This is a genomic window from Mycolicibacterium anyangense (assembly GCF_010731855.1).
Lineage (GTDB): Bacteria > Actinomycetota > Actinomycetes > Mycobacteriales > Mycobacteriaceae > Mycobacterium > Mycobacterium anyangense.
The window spans coordinates 1078700-1100417 of the sequence record NZ_AP022620.1 but is presented as its reverse complement, the minus strand read 5'-3'; the positions used below and the strand labels follow the sequence as shown (position 1 = coordinate 1100417).

Genomic DNA, 21718 nt, shown 5'->3' with positions numbered 1-21718 from the left:
GAGTTAGTGACCACACTCGACCAGATTTCCGCTCTGACCGAACCGCACCACCCCGACGACTGGACCGAGGTCGACTCGCGTGCCGTCGACACGGTTCGTGTTCTGGCTGCCGATGCGGTGCAGAAGGTGGGCAATGGCCACCCCGGCACCGCCATGAGCCTCGCCCCGCTGGCCTACACCCTGTTCCAGCGGGTCATGGTCCACGACCCCAGCGATACCCATTGGCTGGGCCGCGACCGGTTCATTCTGTCCTGCGGGCATAGCAGCCTGACCCTGTACCTGCAGCTGTACCTGGGCGGATTCGGCCTGGAGCTGTCCGATATCGAGTCGCTGCGGACCTGGGGCTCCAAGACCCCCGGTCACCCGGAGTTCCGGCACACCAAGGGCGTGGAGATCACCACCGGCCCGCTGGGCCAGGGCCTGGCCTCGGCCGTGGGCATGGCGATGGCCGCGCGCTACGAGCGCGGCCTGTTCGATCCCGACGCACCGGTCGGTACCAGCCCGTTCGACCACTACATCTACGTGATCGCCTCCGACGGCGACATCGAAGAGGGCGTCACCAGCGAGGCGTCCTCGCTGGCCGGCACCCAGCAGCTCGGCAACCTCATCGTGTTCTACGACAAGAACCACATCTCCATCGAGCACGACACCGACATCGCCCTGTCGGAAAGCGTTGCCGATCGTTACCGCGCCTACGGCTGGCATGTCCAGGAAGTCGAAGGCGGCGAGAACGTGGTCGGCATCGAGAAGGCCGTCGAGGAGGCCAAGAAGGTCATCGACAAGCCGTCGTTCATTTCGGTGCGCACCATCATCGGCTATCCCGCGCCGACCAAGATGAACACCGGCGGCGTGCACGGCTCGGCGCTGGGCGCCGACGAGGTTAAGGCCACCAAGGAAGTCCTCGGCTTCGATCCGGACAAGACCTTCGAGGTCTCCGACGAGGTGATCGCGCACACCCGCAAGCTGGTCGACCGGGGCCGCGAGGCCCACCAGAAGTGGCAGGGCGAGTTCGACGCGTGGGCGCAGCGCGAACCGGAACGCAAGGCCTTGCTGGACCGGCTTCTGGCCCAGGAGCTGCCCGACGGCTGGGACGCCGACCTCACCTACTGGGAGCCGGGCTCGAAGGCCGTCGCCACCCGGGCCGCCTTCGGTCAGGTGCTCAACGACGTGGCACCGAAGCTGCCCGAGCTCTGGGGCGGTTCTGCCGATCTCGCCGGCAGCAACAACACAACGATCAACGGTGTGAAATCGTTTGGGCCGCCGAGCATCTCCACCGAGGACTTCACCGCGGACTGGTACGGCCGGGTTCTGCACTTCGGTATCCGCGAGCACGCGATGGGCTCGATCCTGTCCGGCATCGTGCTGCACGGGCCGACCCGCGCCTTCGGTGGCACCTTCCTGCAGTTCGCCGATTACATGCGCCCGGCGGTTCGGCTGGCTTCGCTGATGGATATCGACACCATCTACATCTGGACGCACGACTCGATCGGCCTCGGCGAAGACGGCCCCACCCACCAGCCCATCGAGCACCTCGCCGCGCTGCGCGCCATCCCCAAACTCTCGGTGGTGCGTCCGGGCGATCCGAACGAGACGGCCTACGCGTGGCGCAGCATCATCGCGCGCGGAAACGGCAGCGGTCCGGTCGGTTTCATCCTCACCCGGCAGGGCATACCGGTACTGGAAGGCACCAGCAGCGATGGTGTGGCCAAGGGCGGCTACGTCCTGGGTGGCGGGAACCCGGCCGATGACGCCGACGTGATCATCATTGCCACCGGCTCCGAACTTCAACTCGCAGTCGAGGCGCAAAAGCTGTTGGCCGAGAAGGATATCCGCGCCTACGTGGTGTCGATGCCGTGCGTCGAATGGTTCGAGGCGCAGCCGCAGGAGTACCGCGACACCGTGCTCCCGCCAGACGTATCGGCCCGTGTCGCGGTGGAGGCCGGCATCGCCCAGAGTTGGTACAAGTACGTCGGAGACACCGGCGAGATCATCTCCATCGAGCACTACGGCGAATCCGCCGACGACAAGACGCTGTTCCGCGAATTCGGTTTCACCCCAGAGGCCGTCGTCGCGGCGGCCGAACGCGTTATCGACAACTGATCGACCACTCCGCAGACAACTCCAGAGACCAAGGAAACCGCCATGGCACAGAATCCCAATCTCGCGGCGCTGGCCGCCGCGGGCGTCTCCGTCTGGCTCGACGACCTGTCCCGCGACCGGTTGAAGTCGGGCAACCTGCAAGAACTGATCGACACCAAGAGTGTCGTCGGCGTGACCACCAACCCGTCGATCTTCCAGGCCGCCCTGTCCAAGGGCACCGCCTATGACGCCCAGGTCGCCGAACTCGCCGAGCGCGGGGCCGACGTCGACGCCACCATCCGCACCGTCACCACCGACGACGTCCGCGACGCCTGCGACGTGCTGCGGCCGCAGTGGGAAGCCTCCGACGGGGTCGACGGCCGGGTGTCCATCGAGGTGGACCCGCGCCTGGCACACGACACCGACAAGACGGTGCTGCAGGCCATCGAACTGTGGAAGATCGTCGACCGGCCGAACCTGCTGATCAAGATCCCGGCCACCGAGGCGGGCCTGCCCGCCATCACCGCCGTTCTGGCCGAGGGTATTTCGGTGAACGTCACGCTGATCTTCTCGGTGGAGCGCCACCGCGCGGTGATGGACGCCTACCTGGCCGGCCTGGAAGCCGCCAAGCAGGCCGGCCACGACCTGTCCAAGATCCACTCGGTCGCCTCGTTCTTCGTCTCCCGGGTCGACACCGAGATCGATGCCCGTTTGGAGAAGATCGGCACGCCGGAGGCGCTGGAGCTGCGCGGCAAGGCCGGTGTGGCCAACGCCCGGCTGGCGTACGCGGCCTACGAAGAGGTGTTTCTCGGCGGCAGCCGGTTCGCGCCGCTGGGCGAGGCCGGGGCGCGGGTGCAGCGGCCGCTGTGGGCGTCCACCGGCGTCAAGAACCCCGACTACTCCGACACCCTCTACGTCACCGAATTGGTGGCGCCGAACACGGTGAACACCATGCCGGAGAAGACGATTGACGCCGTCGCCGACCACGGTGTGGTCACCGGCGACACGATCACCGGCACTGCGCAGGCCGCGCAGGAGGTGTTCGACAAGCTCGACGCCATCGGCATCGACATCCGCGACGTGTTCCTCGTGCTCGAGAACGAGGGCGTGGAGAAGTTCGAGAAATCGTGGCAGGAACTGCTCGACGCAACCCAGGGCCAGCTCGACGCCGCCAAATGACCGGCACCCAACAGCCCGTCCCGGGGGTGGTTGCACCCGCCCCCGCGGGCTGGCACAACCCGCTGCGCGACAAGCGCGACAAGCGGATGCCGCGCATCGCCGGGCCGTGCGGCGTGGTCATCTTCGGCGTCACCGGTGACCTGGCCCGTAAGAAGCTGATGCCGGCGATCTACGACCTGGCCAACCGGGGCCTGTTGCCGCCGTCGTTCTCGCTCGTCGGGTTCGCCCGGCGAGACTGGGCCGACGAGGATTTCGGCAAGATCGTCTACGACGCGGTCAAGCAGCACGCCCGCACGCCGTTCCGTCAGGAAGTGTGGGATCGCCTGGCTGAAGGTATCCGCTTCGTGTGCGGTTCGTTCGATGACGACGGCGCCTTCACCCGGCTGGCGGAGACACTGGAGAAACTCGACGTCGAGCGTGGCACCGGTGGCAATCACGCGTTCTACCTGTCGATCCCGCCCAAGGCCTTCCCTCAGGTGTGCGAGCAGCTGAAGCAGTCCGGGTTGGCCCGCCCGCAGGAGGGCCGGTGGAGCCGGGTGGTGATCGAGAAGCCGTTCGGCCATGATCTGGACAGTGCGATCGAGCTGAACGCGTTGGTCAACAGCGTCTTTCCCGAGGAGTCGGTGTTCCGCATCGACCACTATCTCGGCAAGGAGACGGTGCAGAACATCCTGGCATTGCGCTTCGCCAACGAGCTCTACGAGCCGATCTGGAACAGCCACTACGTCGACAGCGTGCAGATCACCATGGCCGAGGACATCGGCTTGGGTGGCCGGGCCGGCTACTACGACGGGATCGGGGCGGCCCGCGACGTCATCCAGAACCATCTGCTGCAGCTGCTGGCGCTGACAGCCATGGAAGAGCCGGTGAGCTTCCACCCCCGCGAGGTTCGGGCCGAGAAGATCAAGGTGCTGTCCGCCACGTCGCTGGCGCAACCGCTGGATCTGACCACCTCACGCGGCCAGTACACCACCGGCTGGCAGGGCGGCGAGAAGGTCGTCGGCCTGCTCGACGAGGAGGGCTTCTCGAAGGACTCCACCACCGAGACGTTCGCGGCGATCACCCTTGAGGTGGACACCCGGCGGTGGGCCGGGGTGCCGTTCTACCTTCGGACCGGAAAACGCTTGGGCCGCAGGGTCACCGAGATCGCCCTGGTGTTCAAGCGGGCACCGCATCTGCCGTTCGATGCGACCATGACCGAGGAGCTCGGGCAGAACGCCCTGGTGATCAGGGTGCAGCCCGACGAAGGCATCACGTTGCGCTTCGGTTCGAAAGTGCCGGGCAGTGCCATGGAGGTCCGCGACGTCAACATGGACTTCTCCTACGGGTCGGCCTTCGCCGAGGACTCACCCGAGGCCTACGAGCGACTGATCCTCGACGTGCTGCTGGGCGAACCGTCGCTGTTCCCCGGCAACGCCGAGGTCGAATTGTCCTGGGAGATCTTGGATCCGGTGTTGGACTACTGGGCAGCGCATGGCAAACCTGACCCCTACGAGTCGGGCACCTGGGGCCCGGAATCGGCGTTCGAGATGCTGCAGCGGTCCGGACGTGAGTGGAGGCGCCCCTAAATGATTGTCGATCTTCCCGCCACCACCACCAATGACCTGAACAAGCGGATCACCTCGCTGCGCGAGGAGGGCGGCGCCATCACCCTCGGGCGCGTGCTGACCCTGGTGATCGCCCCGGACAGCCTGGATCAGGTCGAGGACGCCATCGACGCCGCCACCGCGGCGAGCCGTGAGCACCCCTGCCGGATCATCGTCGTCGTGCCCGACGACCGGCTGGCCGCTGAGCCGCGTCTCGACGGACAGCTGCGGGTCGGCGGAGACGCCGGCGCCGGCGAGGTCGTGGTGCTGAAGATCTCCGGACCGTTGTCGTCTCATGCCAGCAGCGTGGTGCTGCCCTTCCTCCTGCCCGATACCCCGGTGGTGGCCTGGTGGCCGGGCGCGGCGCCGGCGGTTCCCGCGCAGGATCCATTGGGGCGCTTGGCTATTCGCCGGATCACCGATGCCACCGGCGCAGCCGATCCGCTGGCGTCCATCAAGGGCCGGCTGGCCGGTTACACCAACGGCGACACCGATCTGGCGTGGAGCCGGATCACCTACTGGCGGGCACTGCTGGCCTCGGCGCTGGACCAGCCGCCCTACGAGACGGTGACCTCGGCTCTGGTGTCCGGCCTGAAGGACGAGCCGGCCCTGGACATCCTCGCCGGCTGGTTGGCCAGCCGCATCGAGGGCACCGTCACCCGGGCCACCGGCGAGTTGAAAGTGGAGCTCGTCCGGCCGTCGGAGACCGTGACCCTGAGCCGCCCGCAGGACGGCGTCACGGCCGCGCTGAGCCGCACCGGCCGTCCGGATGCCCTGCTCCCCCTGCCGCGCCGGGAGACCCGCGAGTGCCTGGCCGAGGACATGCGCCGCCTCGACCCGGACGAGATCTACCGTGAGGCGTTGGCCGGAATCGACAAGGTGACCTACGCGTAAGGGGTTCGAAACCGTTATGACCCGAATCGTCGAAACCTATCCCGACGCTGATGCGCTCGTCGCGGCCGCGGGCGACCGGTTGGTCGCAACGATCCTGAGCGCCATCGCCGCCCGCGGCCGGGCATCGATCGTCCTGACCGGCGGCGGTACCGGTATCGGCTTGCTCAAGCATGTCGGCGCCCATGACGAGGGCATCGACTGGTCCAAGGTGCAGCTGTTCTGGGGTGACGAGCGCTTCGTGCCGGCCGACGACGACGAGCGCAATGCCAAGCAGGCCTACGAGGCACTGATCGACCACATCGCGATCCCGGCTGCCAACGTCCATCCGATGGCGGCCAGTGACGGCGAGTTCGGCGATGACCTGCACGCAGCGGCGGCGGCCTACCAGGATGTGCTGGCGGCCAGCGCCGAACCGGGCGGTGCCGCACCGGTTTTCGACGTCCATCTGCTCGGTATGGGCGGTGAGGGACACATCAACTCGTTGTTCCCGCACTCCCCCGCCACGCTGGAGACCGAACGACTTGTCGTCGGTGTCGAGGATTCCCCCAAACCACCGCCGCGTCGCATCACGCTGACGTTGCCCGCGGTGCGGCATTCACGCGAGGTCTGGCTGGTGGTGTCCGGGGAGGCCAAGGCCGACGCGGTGGCCGCCGCCATCGGCGGTGCGGCTCCCGCCGACATCCCGTCGGCCGGAGCCGTCGGCCGCGAGGCCACAGTCTGGCTTCTCGACACCACGGCGGCGAGCAAGCTGCCACACTGAGCCGATGACGGACCCGATGGCGCGCCATGGCTGACAAGACGCCGCCCCGCAGCGGCCGCGATCGGATCAAGACGCTTGCCCAGGCCGCGTTGAACGCCGACGTCACCGTCGATCAGCTCGACACCATTCTGTCCGGGATGAGTGCGGCGCTCACCGATCTGAACAAGACGATGAGCGGGATGAACGGCACCATGGAGTACTTCGAGGAGACCCTCGGCCTCTTCAACTCCACGCTGACCCGGATCGACGAGTTGGCCCCGCGGCTCACCGCCGTCGTCGAGCGGATGGAGGGCATCGTCGCGCGCGTGGAGCGGATCGTCGGCATCGGCGAGGCGGTGATGTCGCCGCTGGCCGTCACCGAGTCCGCGATGCGCGGGGTGGTCAATGCGGTGCGGCGGGCCACCACCACCGATCGCTAACTGGGCAGCTTCTCGGCCTGCAGACGGCGGACGCGGTGATGCCGGGAGAAGCGGGTGATCGCCTCGTCGGCTGCGTCGGCAGCCACCTCGGTGGGTTCGTGGGCGACGCGGACCAGGTGCGTCGTGCCGAACAGGTAGCTGGCCAGCTCCGGAACGTGGGCAAACTCGTCACGAACCTTGCGTAGGTAACTACCCGAGACACTGACGGCGCTGACACGCGCGGGCAGATCTGAACCGTGGAACGCGTGGTAGTCGACGCCGAGCGGCAGGCCGACGGCCGCCGACTCCGTCTGAGCGGTGTAGTGCCGCGCGCCGGCGACCGCGGCCGCGTTGATGCCGAAGCAATTCAGCATGGATTCGGCCAGGGCGCGGGCAGATGCGTGCGGTGCGGCGACGAACAACACGTGGGTCACGGTCAATGAGCCTCCGGTCAGCGGAACGACGTCCAGCCGGCAATACCGGTGGCCGGTGAACGATGTCACAACTCCGCCCCGGACAATACCCAAATATTGCCCAGGATGTCGGACATGAAAAATGTTGCGTCTCAGGCGAACAACCACCCGAGATAACCGTGATACCCGAGGTGTGAAAGCTGGCAAACCTCGCGAGCTCACCACCATCCGTCGGCCGGGTCGGCCACGTTCCAGTCGGCCAGTACCGGCGGCGGCACCGGGGGCAGCGGGCCGATCAGTTCGGCGGTGTTCTCCATCGAGGCATCGGACGGGGACGTCATATCCGGTTCGACGCCGGCGCGCCGCAGCCGGTTCCGTTCACCTAACCGCTGTTGCGCAGCGCGGTCGCCAGGCCACTCATCGTCAGCAGGATGCCGCGCTGCACCAGCTCGTCGGTGTCGCCGGAGCGGTACCGACGCAGCAGCTCGACCTGCAGGTGGTTCAGCGGCTCCAGATACGGGAACCGGTTGAACACCGAACGGGCCAGCGCCGGGTTGTCGGCCAGCAGGTCGTCGTGACCGGTGATCAGTTTGTGCACCCGGATGGTGCGGTCGTGTTCGGCAACGATCTTGTCGAAGACACGGTGGCGCAGTTCGACGTCGTCGACCAACTCTGCGTAGCGGGCGGCCAGCCCCATGTCGGACTTCGCCAGCACCTGGGCCATATTGGACAGCACGGTGGCGAAGAACGGCCACTTCGCGTACAGCTCCTGCAGCACCTCCAGGCGTCCATCACCCTCGGCGATCCACTCCTCGACGGCGGTGCCGGTTCCGTACCACCCGGGCAGCATCACCCTCGACTGGCTCCAGGCCAGCACCCAGGGGATGGCCCGCAGGTCGGAGATCGACGTGGTGGGCTTTCGGGAGGTAGGCCGGCTGCCGATGTTGAGCGAGCCGATTTCGCTGACCGGGGTGGAGGCCTTGAAGTACTCCACGAAGCCGGGGGTCTCGTGCACCAGCTCGGAGTACGCCCGCTGGGCCCGGGCAGCCAGGTCATCGAGCACCTCGTAGGCCGGGCCTGCGGCATCCCCGAGACCTTCCACGTCCAGCAGGGTGGACTCCAGCGTGGCAGCCAGGAGCGTCTCCAGGTTGCGGTGCGCGATGCGCGGTTCGGCGTACTTGGCCGCGATCACCTCGCCCTGTTCGGTCAGCCGCAGGGAACCGTTCACCGCGCCCGGCGGCTGGGCCAGGATCGCGTCGTAGCTCGGGCCGCCGCCGCGGCCGACGGTACCGCCGCGGCCATGGAAGAGCCGCAACCGGATTCCGGTCTTGCGGGCCGACTCCACCAGGTCCAGTTCGGCCCGGTACAGCGCCCAGTTGGCAGCCAGATAGCCACCATCCTTGTTGGAGTCCGAATAGCCGAGCATCACCTCCTGACTCTCGCCGCGGGCGTGCACCATCGCCCGGTACAGCGGCAGATCCAGGATGGACTCCAGGATCGAGGACCCGCGCTGCAGATCGTCGATGGTCTCGAACAGCGGAACGATACCGACCGGCGCATAGACCGTCTCGCCCGAAACATCCAGTAGCCCAGCTTCTTTCAGAAGGATCGCGGCCTCGAGCATGTCCGAGACCGACTGGCACATCGAGATGATGTAGTTGGGCACCGCCTGCGCACCGAACACCTGGACCGCGCGCGCCGCCGCGATCACGATGTCGAGCTCTTTGCGGGCGAGCTCGGAGAGCTCCGCGTCGTCACGGATCAGCGGCCGGCGGGTGGACAGTTCGGCGACCAGCACCTCGACCCGCTCGGGTTCGGTCAGCGACGCGTAGTCCGGATGCACCCCAGCCCAGGCCAGGAGCTCGGCGACCACCTGTTCGTGCATCTCGGAGTTCTGCCGCATATCCAGACCGCTGAGGTGGAATCCGAAGACATCCACCGCATCGCGCAGGCGGGCCAGCCGGTCATCGGCCAGCAGCGCACTGCCGTTGTGCCGCAACGACTCTCCGATAGTGTCCAGATCGGCGAGCAGCTCCGCCGGCGTACTGTACGGCGGCAGACCCAGATCCAGGATGTGCTCGGGTTGGCGGTCCAGGATCTGCGCGGCGGTGGCGGTGAGCCTGGCGTGCACCGCGCGCAGCGCACGCCGGTAGGGTTCGTCGGCGCGCGTCGGCTCGTCCAGCGTGGCCGCCAGATCGGTGAGTGCGGCGGAGGTCTTGACCAGCCGGGCCGACATGGACAGCTCCTGCTCGAGCGAGGTCAACTCGGCGAAATAGTGCGCCAGCGCGGTGTAGGCGGCGCTGCCGGTGGCCAGCCGAACCACGTCGGCGGTGACGTTCGGGTTGCCGTCACGGTCGCCACCGATCCAGGACCCCGGGCGCAGGATGGGTTCGGGTAGGAGCTCCGTGCCGGGCCAGCGGCCCCGCAGTGCGTCCCGCACCTCGGCGTTGACCTTGGGGATCACCTCGAAGAACGCGGCCGGGTAGTAGCGCAGGCCGACTTCGATCTCATCCTGGATTTTCAAGCGGGACAACCGGATCAGGGCGGTCTGCCACAGGGTGAGGATCTGTAGGCGAAGCTCGGTCTCGATGGGCCTGCCATCCTCGGTCTCGTCCTGGCCGTGCAGGCGCAGCCGCATGAGCGCGGTGATGCGGTGCTGGGTGTCGAAGACGGTGCGGCGGCGAGTCTCGGTCGGGTGTGCGGTGATGACCGGCGACACCAGGGCTCCGCGCAGCGCAACGGCGACGGTGTCGGCGTCGAGTTCGGCGGCCTCCAGCTTGCGGTAGGTCGCGGCCAGGGTGCTGTCCTGGGGTGCTTCACCGGCCGCGATGTGGACGGCGCGGCGGCGCTCGCGATGGATGTCCTCAGCGACATTGGCCAGCAGCGCGAAATGCGTGAAGGCACGGATCACCGGGATCGCCTGGTGGATGTCGATGCCGTCGAACAGCCGGGCCAGCTCGCCACGATCGATCTCCGAGCGCCGGACCCGGAAGGACTCCACGCGGGCCCGCTCGACGAGGTCGAAGACCTGCTCGCCGTTCTGTTCACGCACGGTATCGCCGAGGATTGCCCCGAGCAGGCGGATATCCCGGCGCATGGGTTCGGTGGCCTCCCGCCCGACCTGGGTGCGGTGTACCGCACCGATGGGTTCGAGCGTCGAATCAGAGACCTCTGCCATCCCTCAAGTATCGACGCGGGCTGGGTGTGGCGCAGGGTGAGGCGTCGCTGAGCCATCCCCAGACCTCGATGAAACCAGCGTGACGGGGGGCGCCGGCATCGCCACACATCTCGACCGCGCGATCGCGGCCGACATCGTGCTGGACTGAATCTGGGGTCCGCCCACCGCCGAGCTCATCGCCGGTTTAGCCGACGGCCGACATGGCTCGGCGCAGCCGCTGACCTGGATTCAGATCGGGTCGATGGCCGGGGTGACGGCCCAGATCACCGCCGCCGCACTACGATCCATGCCACTGCAGATCTTGGGTAGCGGCATCGGGTCAGTGCCGACCGCCGACGTCCTGGGCGAACTGCCCGCCTTGACCCGCGCGATCGCCGACGGTGCGCTGCGAACGCGGCCACAGGCGGTGCCGCTATCAGAAGTGGAACAGGTGTGGCCGCAGCCCGAGAATGGTCAGCGGATCGTCTTCACGCCGTGAGAGTCAGCTGTACTTGATCTGCAGGGCCATGCCGATGATGCTGACCACCCAGATGCCGACGACGAACAGGGTGAGGCGGTCGAGGTTCTTCTCCACCACGGTCGAACCGGAGAGGCTGGACTGCACGCCACCGCCGAACAGGGTCGATAGGCCACCACCCTTGGCGCGGTGCAGCAGCACCAACAGAACCACCAGGAGGCTGGTGATCACCAGGATGATCTGCAGGGTCAAAACCATGGCGACCAGACTACCCGGTGGTGCCCCGGATCAGGGCAGCGGCCCACCGGCGGCGATCGCCGACAGCGTGGCGAACTGCTCACCGTCCAGCGACGCCCCACCCACCAGAGCTCCGTCGACGTCCTCCTGGGCGACGATCTCGCCGACGTTCTTGGCATTGACCGAGCCGCCGTAGAGCACCCGCACACCCGCGGCGATCTGCGGGGTGGCGATGCTGGCCAGCTCGGCACGGATCGCCGCACACACCTCCTGGGCGTCAGCGGCGCTGGCCACCCGGCCGGTCCCGATGGCCCATACCGGCTCATAGGCGATCACGACATCGGTCAGCTGCTCGTTGGTGAGCCCGGCCAGCGAGCCGCGCAACTGCTCGACGTTGTACTCGACGTGGTTACCGGCCTCGCGCACGTCCAAGTGCTCGCCGATGCACACGATCGGGATCAGACCGTGCCGGAAGGCCGCGGCGGCCTTCGCGGCCACCAACGCATCGTCCTCGTGGTGGTACGTCCGCCGTTCGGAGTGCCCGACCACGACGAAGGTGCAGCCCAGCTTGGCCAGGAACGCACCGCTGATCTCGCCGGTGTAGGCCCCCGAGTCGTGCTGCGAGAGGTCCTGGGCCCCGTAGGTCAGCCGCAGCTTGTCGCCGTCGACCAGGGTCTGCACACTGCGCAGATCGGTGAACGGTGGGATGACGGTGACGTCGACCTTGTCGAAGTACTTGTCGGGCAACGAGAATGCGATCTTTTGAACCAGTGCGATGGCCTCGAAGTGATTGAGGTTCATCTTCCAGTTGCCGGCGATCAGCGGCTTGCGGGACACAGGGCTCCTAACCGATCACTCAAGAATTTCGATACCGGGCAGCGATTTGCCCTCAAGGTATTCCAGGGATGCGCCGCCGCCGGTGGAAATGTGCGAGAAACCGTCCTCGGGGAGACCGAGCACACGCACCGCCGCCGCCGAGTCGCCACCGCCGACCACACTGAACGCCCCCTTGCCGGTGGCACCGATGATGGCCTCGGCCACCCCCTTGGTACCGGCCGAGAACGCCGGGAACTCGAACACGCCCATCGGCCCGTTCCAGAAAATGGTGCGGGCGTTGGACAGCAGCGTGCTGAACCGCTTGACCGACTCCGGTCCGATGTCCAGGCCCATCTTGTCGGCCGGGATCTGGTCGGCGGCCACCGTCTCCGATGGGGAGTCGGCGGCGAACTTCTCGGCCACCACGATGTCGACGGGCAGGTGGATCACGTCGCCGTACTTGTCCAGCAGGTGCTTGCAGGTGTCCAGCATCTCCTCCTGCAACAGCGAGGTACCCACCGAAAGCCCTTGGGCGGCAAGGAAAGTGAAACACATGCCACCGCCGATGATCAGACTGTCGGCCTTGGTGGCCAGGTTCTCGATCACGGCCAGCTTGTCGGACACCTTCGAGCCGCCGAGCACCACCGCGTAGGGCCGCTCACCGGCACTGGTCAACTGCTCGAGCACCTTGACCTCGGTGGCCACCAGCGTGCCGGCGTAGTGCGGCAGCAGGGTCGCGACGTCGTAGACCGAGGCCTGCTTGCGGTGCACCACGCCGAAGCCGTCGGAGACGAACGCGCCGTCGTCGCCGACCAGCTCGACCAACGCCTTGGCCAGCGCCAGCCGCTCGGCGTCATCCTTGCTGGTCTCGCGCGGGTCGAAGCGGATGTTCTCCAGCAGCAGCACGTCGCCGTCCGTCAGCCCTTCAGCGCGCGCCAGCGCGTCGGTGCCCACCACATCACCGGCAAGCTGGACGTGGCGGCCCAGCTGCTCCCCCAGCGCCGCGGCGACCGGAGCCAGCGAGAACTTCGGATCCGGCTCGCCCTTCGGCCGGCCCAGGTGCGCGGCCACCACGACCTTGGCGCCGGCATCGGCCAGCGCCTTGAGGGTCGGCACCGAGGCGATGATGCGCCCCGGGTCGGTGATCCTCCCACCGTCGAGCGGCACGTTGAGGTCGGAGCGCACCAAGACGCCCCGACCTTCCACACCTTCGGCGAGCAGGTCGGAAAGAGTCTTGACAGTCATCGTTGTTAGAGCGACTTGCCGACCAGGCCGACGAGGTCGACCAGGCGGTTGGAGTAGCCCCACTCGTTGTCGTACCAGGACACCACCTTGGCCTGGTCGTCGATCACCTTGGTCAGACCGGAATCGAAGATCGAGGAGTGCGGGTCGGTGACGATGTCGCTGGAGACGATCGGGGCGTCGTAGTACTTCAGAATGCCCTTGAGCTTGCCCTCGGCAGCGGCCTTGAGCGCGGCGTTGATCTCCGCGGCGCTGGCCTTCTTCTCCAGCTCCACGGTCAGGTCGGTGACCGAGCCGGTGGGGATCGGCACCCGCAGCGCGTAGCCGTCGAGCTTGCCCTTCAGCTCGGGCAACACCAGACCGATGGCCTTGGCGGCGCCGGTCGAGGTGGGCACGATGTTCAGCGCGGCCGCGCGGGCGCGACGCAGGTCCTTGTGCGGACCGTCCTGCAGGTTCTGATCCTGGGTGTAGGCGTGGATGGTGGTCATCAGGCCCTTGACGATGCCGAACTCGTCGTTGACCACCTTGGCCAGCGGGCCGAGGCAGTTCGTGGTGCACGAGGCGTTCGAGATGATGTTCTGGCTGCCGTCGTACTTGTCGTCGTTGACGCCCAGCACGATGGTGATGTCCTCGTCGCTGGCCGGCGCGGAGATGATGACCTTCTTCGCGCCCGCATCCAGGTGACCCTGTGCCTTGGCCCGCGCGGTGAAGATACCGGTCGATTCCACCACCACGTCGACGCCCAGGTCGCCCCACGGCAGCGCGGCGGGACCTTCCTTGACCTCCAGCGCCTTGATCTTGGTGTCGCCGATGACGATGGTGTCCTCGCCCTCGAGGGTGACGTCCTCGGGCAGCCGGCCCAGGATCGAGTCGAACTTCAGCAGGTGCGCGAGGGTGGCGTTGTCGGTGAGGTCGTTGACCGCCACGATCTCGATGTCGGTGGCCTTGCCAAGGGCCTTTTGCGTCGCCAGGGCCCGGTAGAAGTTGCGTCCGATGCGGCCGAAGCCGTTAACGCCAACCCGGATCGTCACGTCTGTCTCCTTGAGTCGCTTCGAGTGCTCGGGGTCAGCCTAGTAGCGACACGATCGCCATGCGCGACCGGTTGCGGTGTTGGTTCCAAGTCTGTTCGGAGTCGGTTCGCAGGATGTTCGCACTCGCGTGCGCGCGTACCGTCGCAGACATGGCGATCACCCCGGATCTCGGCCCGGTCCGCAGGCGCCTGGGCCGGGAGCTGTTCACGATGGTCGCCGGTCCCGACGGCCCACAGAACCGGGACCGCATCCACAACACCCCGGGCCCCCGCTGGTTCGCCGACGACCGTCCCATCCGGCAGGTCCATGCCGACGCCTCGATGTTCGTCGGCGGCCTGCGCGCCCTGCTGTTGCAGTCGCTGCACCCGCTGGCCATGGCCGGTGTCGCCCAGCACTCCGACTATCGCGGCGACCCCTGGGGCCGGCTCCAGCGCACCAGCACCTTCCTGGCGGTCACCACATTCGGTACCGCCGCCGATGCCCAGCGCGCCGTCGACCGGGTCCGCGGCATCCACCACCGGGTACACGGCACCGCCGCTGACGGCAGGCCCTACCGCGCCGACGACCCGCACCTGTTGGAGTGGGTGCACATCGCCGAAGTGGACAGCTTCCTGCTGGCCCATCAGCTCTACGGCGCCGCGCCATTGGACCAGGACGGCCGGGACGGTTACGTCGCCGACGCCGCCCGTACCGCCGAGGCGCTCGGCGTGCCCGACCCGCCGCGCACCGAGGCCGACCTCGCCGCGCGCATCGCCGCCTTCCGGCCCGAGCTACACAGCACCGAAGCCGCCCGGGACGCCGCCCGCTTCCTGCTGCTCACCCCGCCGCTGCCGCTGGCGGCACGGCTGCCCTACGGCGTGCTTGCCGCCGCCGCCGTGGCCATGCTGCCGACGTGGGCGCGGTTACCGCTGCGGGTGCCCTATCTCCCCGTCACCGAGGCCACCGGAATTCGCGTCGCCGGACGTGTCCTGGTCGGCACCATTCGCTGGGCGCTGGCCGCGAACAGCACAGCAGACGCTGCCGCCGAACAGCTTTCGGGCTGAACTCAGGCGTCTTCGAGCAGATCGGGGGTGACCGCCGACTCGGTGTCCGGGATGCCGTCCTGCTTGGCCTTGCGGTCCGCCATCGACAGCAGGCGCCGAATACGGCCCGCCACAGCGTCTTTCGTCATCGGCGGATCAGCCAGCCGACCGAGCTCCTCGAGCGAGGCCTGTCGGTGCTCGACCCGCAGGCGGCCCGCAGCGGCCAGATGATCGGGCACCGTGTCGGCGAGGATCTCCAGCGCTCGTTCCACCCGGGCGGCAGCCGCCACCGCGGCACGCGCCGAGCGGCGCAGGTTCGCGTCGTCGAAGTTGGCCAGCCGGTTCGCCGTCGCGCGCACCTCGCGGCGCATCCGGCGCTCCTCCCAGATCAGCCTGGTGTCCTGGGCGCCCATCCGGGTCAGCAGGGCGCCGATGGCCTCACCGTCGCGCACCACCACCCGGTCGGTGCCGCGGACCTCACGGGCCTTGGCACTGACACCGAGCCGGCGTGCCGCACCGACGAGGGCCAGCGCCGCCTCCGGCCCGGGGCAGCTCACCTCGAGCGCCGACGAGCGTCCGGGTTCGGTCAGCGAACCATGCGCGAGGAACGCTCCGCGCCAGGCCGCCTCGGCATCGCCGACACTTCCGCCGACCACCTGGGCGGGCAGCCCGCGAACCGGACGGCCCCGCATGTCCAGCAGGCCGGTCTGCCTCGCCAGGGCTTCCCCGTCCTTGGCGACACGGACCAGGTAGCGGGTGCTCTTGCGGATACCGCTGGCCGACAGGACGTGCACCACCGCGTTGTACCCGTAGAGGTCGTAAATGTCCTTACGCAGCCGGCGGGCGATGATGCCCAGGTCCACCTCGGCCTCCACGACCACCCGGCCGGCCACGATGTGCAGGCCGCCAGCGAACCGCAGCAGCGAGGCCACCTCCGCCCGGCGAGCGCTCACGGAGTTGACCACCAGACGACTCAGCTCGTCCTTCACCTCGGCAGTCATCGCCACGGGTCGTCACCTCTCGGTCCGTTGCCTCTCGATCCCTCCACCCTGTCCCCCTGTCGCAACGCCCCGGCTTGCAACGGGGCAGCGGCCGGAAGAGTCTGTGTCGCGGGAACGGGTCCCCGTGTGCGCACAACTTCGAGCGCAGCGGCCAGCTTCGCCGGGTCATGTAAAGGTGTACCAGGTCTGGACACGTCAGCAAACTGAACTGACGCTTCTATCAAGCTCGCGGTACGGCGAAGTTGGCCACGTTCGCGGTCGGACGGCACCGAAGCCGCGTCGACGATGATCTCGTCCACCGAGAAGCCGGGAGCATGCTGGGCGAGCACGTGCAGATGACGCTCGGCCGAGAAACCCGCGGTCTCCCCCGGCTCGGCGGCCAGGTTCAGCACCACCGCCCGCCGCGCGGTGGTGGTCTTCAGCGCCGTCATCAGACCGGGCACCAGGACGTGCGGAATCACACTGGTGAACCACGAGCCCGGGCCGAGCACCACCAGGTCGGCGGCCATGATGGCGTCGACCGCCTGCCGGGTGGCCGGTGGATCGCCGGGATGAAGCCGCACCCGCCGTACCTTGCCCGGGGTGGTCGCCACGGCCACCTGGCCGCGGATCACCCGGCTCATCCGTGGATCGCCTTCCAGCCCGGCGACATCGGCCTCGATCTGCAGGGCGATCGGGCACATCGGCAGCACCCGGCCCTTGACGCCGAGCACCCGTCCGAGTTCGTCCAGCGCGGCCACCGGATCGGCGAGCACCTCATTGAGACCCGCCAGCATCAGATTGCCGATCGGGTGACCCGCCAGGGCTCCACTGCCACCGAACCGGTGCTGGATGATCGTCGCCCACAGCCGACCGTGGGGACTGTCAGAAGCCAACGCCGCCAACGCCATTCGTAGATCGCCAGGCGGCACGACATCGAGCTCGCTGCGCAGCCGCCCGGACGAACCGCCGTCGTCGGCCACGGTGACCACCGCGGTGACGTGCGGAGTGATCCGGCGCGCCGCCGACAGCGTGGCGTAGAGGCCGTGGCCGCCGCCGAGCGCCACGATGCGCGGGCTGACCTCACTGGTCGTCACACTCATTCGCGGCCCAGATCCCGGTGCAGCACGCGCACCGACAGGCCCCGGTTCTCGTCGAGCAAGCCGGCCAGCGCCTCGGCCATCGCGACGCTGCGGTGCTTACCGCCCGTGCAGCCGATCGCCACCGTCATGTAGCGCTTCCCCTCTCGGCTGTAGCCGTCCACCACGAACTTCAGCAGCTGATGGTAGGTCTGCAGGAACTCCGCGGCACCGGGTTGACTCAAGACGTAGTCGCGGACCGCCGGGTGCTGCCCGGTCTGCGGGCGCAGTTCGTCGACCCAGTGCGGATTGGGCAGGAACCGGACGTCCATCACCATGTCGGCGTCCATCGGCAGGCCGTATTTGAATCCGAATGATTCGACCGTCACGCTGGTCTGGGCCACGATCTCGCCGCCGAAGGCCCGCTCGATGCTCTCCCGCAGCGCCCGCACTGACAGGGTGGAGGTGTCGATCACCAGATCGGCGGTGGCCCGCACCGGCGCCAGCATGGCCCGTTCGGCGGCGATACCTTCGGCCAGTGTCTGGTTGCCCTGCAGGGGATGACTGCGGCGGTTGTTCTCGTAGCGCCGCACCAGGATGTCGTCGGATGCCTCCATGAACAGCACCCGGGGGTGGATTCCCCGGGTGGCCAGCTCGGTGCGCACCGAGTCCAGGTCACCGGTGAAGCCGCGGGAGCGCACGTCCATCACCACCGCCAGCTGGGTGATACGCGAACCCGCCGCCAGACCCAGATCGACCATCCGGGCGATCAGTTCCGGCGGCAGGTTGTCGGCGACGTACCACCCGAGGTCTTCGAGAACCTTCGCGGCGGTCCCGCGCCCCGCCCCGGACAGTCCCGTCACCAGCACTACGTCGATACCCGCCTCGGGCTCGGCCACTACCGGGGTCCGCCTGTCTTCGTCGATGTCGTGTTCTGTCATAGCGATGCCTGTTGCGCAGTCCGATCATCCTCGACCGGCTCGGGCGTCGCAGCCGTTCCCGGCGTATCCGCCGACACCCCTAACGCTTCCAGCACGGCGGCGGCCGTGGCAACGCCGATCCCGGGCACCGCGGTGATCTCCTCGACGCTGGCCTCCCGTAGCCGGGCCAGCGATCCGAAATGGGTGACCAGCGCCTTGCGGCGCGCCTCGCCCAGCCCCCGCACCGAGTCCAGTGCCGAGGCCGTCATCCGCTTGGAACGCTTGCTGCGGTGGTAGGAGATGGCAAACCGGTGCGCCTCGTCGCGGACCCGCTGCAGCAGGTACAGCCCTTCGCTGTTGCGCGGCATGATCAGCGGGTCGGCCTCCGAGGGCACCCAGACCTCCTCGAGACGTTTGGCCAGTCCGATCACCGCGACGTCGTCGACGCCGAGTTCGTCGAGCACCGCCTGGGCGGCGTTGACCTGGGGTGCGCCACCGTCGACGACGTAGAGGTTGGGCGGGTAGGCGAACTTGCGGGACTTGCCTTCTGCTGACATTTCATCGGGGTTCTGCTGATCGCTGACATGACGCAGGAACCGGCGGCGGGTCACCTCCGCGATGGACGCGACGTCATCGGAGCGCCCCTGTCCGGCAGCTTCCCGGATCGCGAAGTGCCGGTAGTCCGACTTGCGCGGCAGGCCGTCCTCGAACACCACCAGCGAGGCCACCACATCGGTGCCCTGGACGTGGCTGATGTCCACACACTCGATGCGCAGCGGTGCATCGGCCAATCCGAGCGATTCCTGAATGTTCTGCAGCGCAGCCGATCTCGCGGTGAAATCACCCGCGCGCCTGAGCTTGTGCTGCTGCAGCGCCTCCTGGGCATTGCGGTGCACGGTCTCGGCGAGCGCCTTCTTGTCGCCACGTTGCGGTACCCGCAGCACCACCCTGGATCCGCGCAGCCCGGACAACCAGTCGCCCAGCTCGTCGGCATTGGGCGGTAGACACGGCACCAACACCTCGCGTGGTACCGGATTGGTGGATTCGTCTGCGGCTTGGTTAGTTTCGGAGCCCAATTCAAACTGCTCACCATAGAACTGGGTGAGGAACTGCTCCACCAGCTGGGCTTCTGCGGAATCACCGGGGTCGCCCGGCTTCTCGACCACCCAGCCGCGCTGACCGCGGACCCGCCCGCCGCGGACGTGGAACACCTGCACCGCGGCCTCGAGCTCGTCGTCGGCGAAGGCCACCACGTCGGCGTCGGTGCCGTCGCCGAGGACCACGGCCTGTTTCTCCAGTGCGCGTTTCAGCGCCCCGATGTCGTCGCGCAACCGGGCGGCCCGCTCGAAGTCGAGGTCGGCAGCGGCGGCGTTCATCTGGTGTTCCAGGTCGCGGGCGAACCGGTCGGTCCTTCCGGACAGAAAGTCGCAGAAGTCGGTGACGATCTTGCGGTGCTCCTCGGCACTGACCCGGCCGACGCACGGCGCCGAGCACTTGTCGATGTAGCCCAGCAGGCAGGGCCGGCCGATCTGGTTGTGCCGCTTGAACACTCCCCCCGAGCAGGTCCGGGCCGGGAAGACCCTGGTGAGCAGGTCCAGGGTCTCCCGGATGGCCCAGGCGTGCGAGTAGGGGCCGAAGTAGCGCACGCCCTTGCGGCGCGGACCGCGATAGACGAACAGCCGCGGGTACTCCTCGTTGAGCGTCACCGCCAGCACCGGATAGGACTTGTCGTCGCGGTAGCGGACGTTGAACCGCGGGTCGAACTCCTTGATCCAGTTGTATTCCAGCTGCAGCGCCTCGACCTCGGTGTTGACCACCGTCCACTCCACCTTCGCGGCGGTGGTCACCATCTGCCGGGTCCTGGGGTGCAGACCGGACAGATCGGCGAAGTAGGACGTCAGGCGGCTGCGCAGGCTTTTGGCCTTGCCGACGTAGATCACCCGGCCGTGCGGGTCCCGGAATCGATAGACACCCGGCTCGACGGGAATCGATCCGGGCGCCGGGCGGTACGTCGCGGGATCGGGCACGCTCTCAGGTTAGTACCGTCGGAGGTGTGCCCACGGCCCGCGTTACCCGCCTCACCGAGTCGGACTGGGAGCAATTCGCTGCACTCCGACTACGCGCCCTGGCCGACGCGTTCGGTACCGCAGACGAGCAGTACCTGGCAGAGTCGCAGATGACTCCGGGGAACTGGCGTCAGCGGTTGCGCGACCACGCGCAGTTCGTGGCGTTCGTCACGGATCGGCCGGCCGGGCTGATCGCCGCACACCAGGAAGACCCCGGCACGGTGTACCTGTACTCGCTGTGGCTGGATCCGCGGGTCCGCGGCAGGGGGCTGGGCCGACAGCTCGTCGCGGCCGCGCTGGACTGGGCGCGGCGAGGTGGCGCACGTGTGGTGACGCTGCGGATGGCGCGCGACAACAACATCGCCCGTGCGGTCTACGAGAGCTTCGGGTTCACCGAGGTCGCCGACGACGGCCGCGCCGAGGTGGCGATGGTGCTCAGGGTCGGGTGAGGTCCGGCCGGTACGTGGCGGTCAGTGCCCGCAGGGTTTCCATCGCCTGGACGGCCCGTTCCCCGTCGACCGCCTGGATGGCCACCACCGGAACGTATTCGAAGTCGGCGATGTCCACCCGGGCCCAGCGCGAGCCTTCCGGGAAGCTGACACCGACGACCTCGTCCCACGGCACGACCCGCTCCACCACGACATTGCGCACCGCGATACCGGCCGGACCGACCCGCACCCGGGGTAGCGCCAGCAGCAGGATGGCCGCCCCCAGGACGATGCCCAGGACGGCCATGGCGACCTGGTCATCGGTGTGGATGTAGGCGCCGGTGAACTTGATATTCGACAGGACGCCGACGGCGATGCCCGCGGTGGCGACGATGAACGCCGCCGCGTACGCGACCATCGGCAGGAGTCGTGGTCGCAGCACGACATCCCACTGGGTGCCGGACTCGGTCATGCCCCACGCAGGTGGCGCAGCGTCAGCGCGGTCGACAGCGCGGCGGCCGCGGCCTGGGCACCCTTGTCCTCGGCCGAGCCGGGCAGGCCGGCCCGATCCAGGGCCTGCTCCTCGTCGTTGGTCGTCAGGACTCCGTTGGCCACGGGGGTCGACTCGTCCAGCGACACCCTCGTGAGCCCTTGTGTCACGGCATCACAGACATAGTCGAAATGCGGTGTCTGGCCGCGGATCACAACACCGAGCGCCACCACCGCGTCATGGGAGCGGGCGAGTTCCTGTGCGACAACCGGGATCTCGATCGCGCCCAGCACCCGCACCACGGTCGGGCTGGGGATACCGGCGTCCTCGGCAACCCGACGGGCGCCGTCGAGCAGCGCGTTGCAGATCTTCGCGTGCCAGGTGCTCGCGACGATCGCCAGCGACAACTGGGAAGCATCCATCTCCGGAAGGTCCGGGATACCTGCGCCGCCGCTCATGTCCC

Annotated in this window: 22 protein-coding genes; 9 read left to right on the top strand and 13 right to left on the bottom strand. The window is 68.0% G+C overall.

Going from position 1 to position 21718, the window contains the following annotated elements; translation table 11 throughout:
- The first annotated feature begins 6 nt into the window (after positions 1-6).
- Genes tkt through G6N35_RS05180 form a run of 6 tightly spaced genes read left to right on the top strand, consistent with a single transcriptional unit; the run spans position 7 to position 6917 of the window.
- Positions 7-2100 (top strand): transketolase, encoded by a 2094-nt coding sequence (tkt, locus tag G6N35_RS05205; protein WP_163803291.1) that lies wholly within the window; start codon positions 7-9, stop codon positions 2098-2100.
- Positions 2101-2142: 42 nt separating this feature from the next.
- A complete protein-coding gene (gene tal, locus G6N35_RS05200) occupies positions 2143-3258 on the top strand; it encodes a transaldolase (protein ID WP_163803290.1) in 1116 nt (371 codons plus the stop codon).
- A complete protein-coding gene (gene zwf, locus G6N35_RS05195; protein WP_163803289.1) occupies positions 3255-4826 on the top strand; it encodes a glucose-6-phosphate dehydrogenase in 1572 nt (523 codons plus the stop codon). Before tal ends, zwf begins: the two co-directional genes overlap by 4 nt.
- Positions 4827-5738, top strand: coding sequence for a glucose-6-phosphate dehydrogenase assembly protein OpcA (opcA, locus tag G6N35_RS05190; RefSeq protein WP_163803288.1), 912 nt, complete (start codon positions 4827-4829; stop codon positions 5736-5738).
- Between the two features lie 16 nt (positions 5739-5754).
- Positions 5755-6498, top strand: coding sequence for a 6-phosphogluconolactonase (pgl, locus tag G6N35_RS05185; protein WP_163803287.1), 744 nt, complete (start codon positions 5755-5757; stop codon positions 6496-6498).
- A 26-nt stretch (positions 6499-6524) separates the two neighbouring features.
- A complete protein-coding gene (locus G6N35_RS05180) occupies positions 6525-6917 on the top strand; it encodes an ATPase (protein ID WP_163803286.1) in 393 nt (130 codons plus the stop codon).
- Here G6N35_RS05180 and G6N35_RS05175 read toward each other — a convergent pair.
- The 3 genes from G6N35_RS05175 to ppc form a co-directional block, all read right to left on the bottom strand.
- Entirely contained in the window at positions 6914-7399 is a 486-nt protein-coding gene (locus G6N35_RS05175; protein WP_163803285.1) for a hypothetical protein, read from the bottom strand. The genes G6N35_RS05180 and G6N35_RS05175 overlap by 4 nt on opposite strands.
- 128 nt (positions 7400-7527) lie before the next feature.
- Positions 7528-7650 carry a hypothetical protein gene (locus G6N35_RS27575; RefSeq protein WP_281356969.1) on the bottom strand — a complete coding sequence of 41 codons (123 nt, stop codon included), beginning with the start codon at positions 7648-7650 and terminating at the stop codon, positions 7528-7530.
- A gap of 41 nt (positions 7651-7691) precedes the next feature.
- The gene (gene ppc, locus G6N35_RS05170) at positions 7692-10487 is read right to left on the bottom strand and encodes a phosphoenolpyruvate carboxylase (protein ID WP_163803284.1); all 2796 of its coding nucleotides are present in this window, start codon (positions 10485-10487) and stop codon (positions 7692-7694) included.
- Positions 10488-10728: 241 nt separating this feature from the next.
- Between ppc and G6N35_RS05165 the strand changes: the two genes are divergently transcribed.
- Positions 10729-10965: a hypothetical protein gene (locus G6N35_RS05165; protein WP_163803283.1), complete on the top strand. Its 237-nt coding sequence runs from the start codon at positions 10729-10731 to the stop codon at positions 10963-10965.
- Between the two features lie 3 nt (positions 10966-10968).
- Here the strand turns inward: G6N35_RS05165 and secG are convergent, their stop codons facing one another.
- From secG to gap, 4 genes are read right to left on the bottom strand one after another with little or no spacing between them, the layout of a single operon-like run.
- A complete protein-coding gene (gene secG / locus G6N35_RS05160) occupies positions 10969-11202 on the bottom strand; it encodes a preprotein translocase subunit SecG (RefSeq protein ID WP_163803282.1) in 234 nt (77 codons plus the stop codon).
- A 30-nt stretch (positions 11203-11232) separates the two neighbouring features.
- Positions 11233-12018: a triose-phosphate isomerase gene (gene tpiA / locus G6N35_RS05155; protein WP_163803281.1), complete on the bottom strand. Its 786-nt coding sequence runs from the start codon at positions 12016-12018 to the stop codon at positions 11233-11235.
- Positions 12019-12033: 15 nt separating this feature from the next.
- The gene (locus tag G6N35_RS05150; RefSeq protein ID WP_163803280.1) at positions 12034-13242 is read right to left on the bottom strand and encodes a phosphoglycerate kinase; all 1209 of its coding nucleotides are present in this window, start codon (positions 13240-13242) and stop codon (positions 12034-12036) included.
- 5 nt (positions 13243-13247) lie between these two features.
- Positions 13248-14270, bottom strand: coding sequence for a type I glyceraldehyde-3-phosphate dehydrogenase (gene gap / locus G6N35_RS05145; RefSeq protein ID WP_163803279.1), 1023 nt, complete (start codon positions 14268-14270; stop codon positions 13248-13250).
- A gap of 149 nt (positions 14271-14419) precedes the next feature.
- Here gap and G6N35_RS05140 point away from each other — a divergent pair, with 149 nt between their 5' ends.
- On the top strand, positions 14420-15313 hold the full coding sequence (locus tag G6N35_RS05140) for an oxygenase MpaB family protein (protein WP_163803278.1): 894 nt from the start codon (positions 14420-14422) through the stop codon (positions 15311-15313).
- Positions 15314-15315: 2 nt separating this feature from the next.
- Here G6N35_RS05140 and whiA read toward each other — a convergent pair whose 3' ends face one another.
- Genes whiA through uvrC form a run of 4 tightly spaced genes read right to left on the bottom strand, consistent with a single transcriptional unit; the run spans position 15316 to position 20298 of the window.
- Positions 15316-16293, bottom strand: a complete 978-nt coding sequence (whiA, locus tag G6N35_RS05135; RefSeq protein WP_163807475.1) for a DNA-binding protein WhiA — start codon at positions 16291-16293, stop codon at positions 15316-15318.
- Complete coding sequence (locus G6N35_RS05130; protein ID WP_163803277.1) at positions 16290-17375, bottom strand: gluconeogenesis factor YvcK family protein; 1086 nt, start codon at positions 17373-17375, stop codon at positions 16290-16292. Before G6N35_RS05130 ends, whiA begins: the two co-directional genes overlap by 4 nt.
- Entirely contained in the window at positions 17372-18292 is a 921-nt protein-coding gene (gene rapZ / locus G6N35_RS05125) for an RNase adapter RapZ (protein ID WP_163803276.1), read from the bottom strand. Before rapZ ends, G6N35_RS05130 begins: the two co-directional genes overlap by 4 nt.
- Entirely contained in the window at positions 18289-20298 is a 2010-nt protein-coding gene (uvrC, locus tag G6N35_RS05120) for an excinuclease ABC subunit UvrC (RefSeq protein ID WP_163803275.1), read from the bottom strand. Before uvrC ends, rapZ begins: the two co-directional genes overlap by 4 nt.
- A 26-nt stretch (positions 20299-20324) precedes the next feature.
- Between uvrC and G6N35_RS05115 the strand changes: the two genes are divergently transcribed.
- The gene (locus G6N35_RS05115; protein ID WP_163803274.1) at positions 20325-20786 is read left to right on the top strand and encodes a GNAT family N-acetyltransferase; all 462 of its coding nucleotides are present in this window, start codon (positions 20325-20327) and stop codon (positions 20784-20786) included.
- Here the strand turns inward: G6N35_RS05115 and G6N35_RS05110 are convergent.
- Entirely contained in the window at positions 20773-21237 is a 465-nt protein-coding gene (locus G6N35_RS05110; RefSeq protein WP_163803273.1) for a PH domain-containing protein, read from the bottom strand. The genes G6N35_RS05115 and G6N35_RS05110 overlap by 14 nt on opposite strands.
- Entirely contained in the window at positions 21234-21713 is a 480-nt protein-coding gene (gene ribH / locus G6N35_RS05105) for a 6,7-dimethyl-8-ribityllumazine synthase (protein WP_163803272.1), read from the bottom strand. The genes G6N35_RS05110 and ribH overlap by 4 nt, the downstream gene beginning before the upstream one ends.
- Positions 21714-21718 lie beyond the last annotated feature (5 nt).

Coding starts and splice junctions, on each gene's coding strand:
- tal (WP_163803290.1), top strand. CDS start 2,143: ATGGCACAGAATCCCAATCTCGCGGCGCTGGCCGCCGCGGGCGTCTCC.
- zwf (WP_163803289.1), top strand. CDS start 3,255: ATGACCGGCACCCAACAGCCCGTCCCGGGGGTGGTTGCACCCGCCCCC.
- opcA (WP_163803288.1), top strand. CDS start 4,827: ATGATTGTCGATCTTCCCGCCACCACCACCAATGACCTGAACAAGCGG.
- pgl (WP_163803287.1), top strand. CDS start 5,755: ATGACCCGAATCGTCGAAACCTATCCCGACGCTGATGCGCTCGTCGCG.
- G6N35_RS05180 (WP_163803286.1), top strand. CDS start 6,525: ATGGCTGACAAGACGCCGCCCCGCAGCGGCCGCGATCGGATCAAGACG.
- G6N35_RS27575 (WP_281356969.1), bottom strand. CDS start 7,650: ATGACGTCCCCGTCCGATGCCTCGATGGAGAACACCGCCGAACTGATC.
- ppc (WP_163803284.1), bottom strand. CDS start 10,487: ATGGCAGAGGTCTCTGATTCGACGCTCGAACCCATCGGTGCGGTACAC.
- G6N35_RS05165 (WP_163803283.1), top strand. CDS start 10,729: ATGGCCGGGGTGACGGCCCAGATCACCGCCGCCGCACTACGATCCATG.
- secG (WP_163803282.1), bottom strand. CDS start 11,202: ATGGTTTTGACCCTGCAGATCATCCTGGTGATCACCAGCCTCCTGGTG.
- G6N35_RS05150 (WP_163803280.1), bottom strand. CDS start 13,242: ATGACTGTCAAGACTCTTTCCGACCTGCTCGCCGAAGGTGTGGAAGGT.
- G6N35_RS05140 (WP_163803278.1), top strand. CDS start 14,420: ATGGCGATCACCCCGGATCTCGGCCCGGTCCGCAGGCGCCTGGGCCGG.
- whiA (WP_163807475.1), bottom strand. CDS start 16,293: ATGACTGCCGAGGTGAAGGACGAGCTGAGTCGTCTGGTGGTCAACTCC.
- G6N35_RS05130 (WP_163803277.1), bottom strand. CDS start 17,375: ATGAGTGTGACGACCAGTGAGGTCAGCCCGCGCATCGTGGCGCTCGGC.
- rapZ (WP_163803276.1), bottom strand. CDS start 18,292: ATGACAGAACACGACATCGACGAAGACAGGCGGACCCCGGTAGTGGCC.
- G6N35_RS05110 (WP_163803273.1), bottom strand. CDS start 21,237: ATGACCGAGTCCGGCACCCAGTGGGATGTCGTGCTGCGACCACGACTC.
- ribH (WP_163803272.1), bottom strand. CDS start 21,713: ATGAGCGGCGGCGCAGGTATCCCGGACCTTCCGGAGATGGATGCTTCC.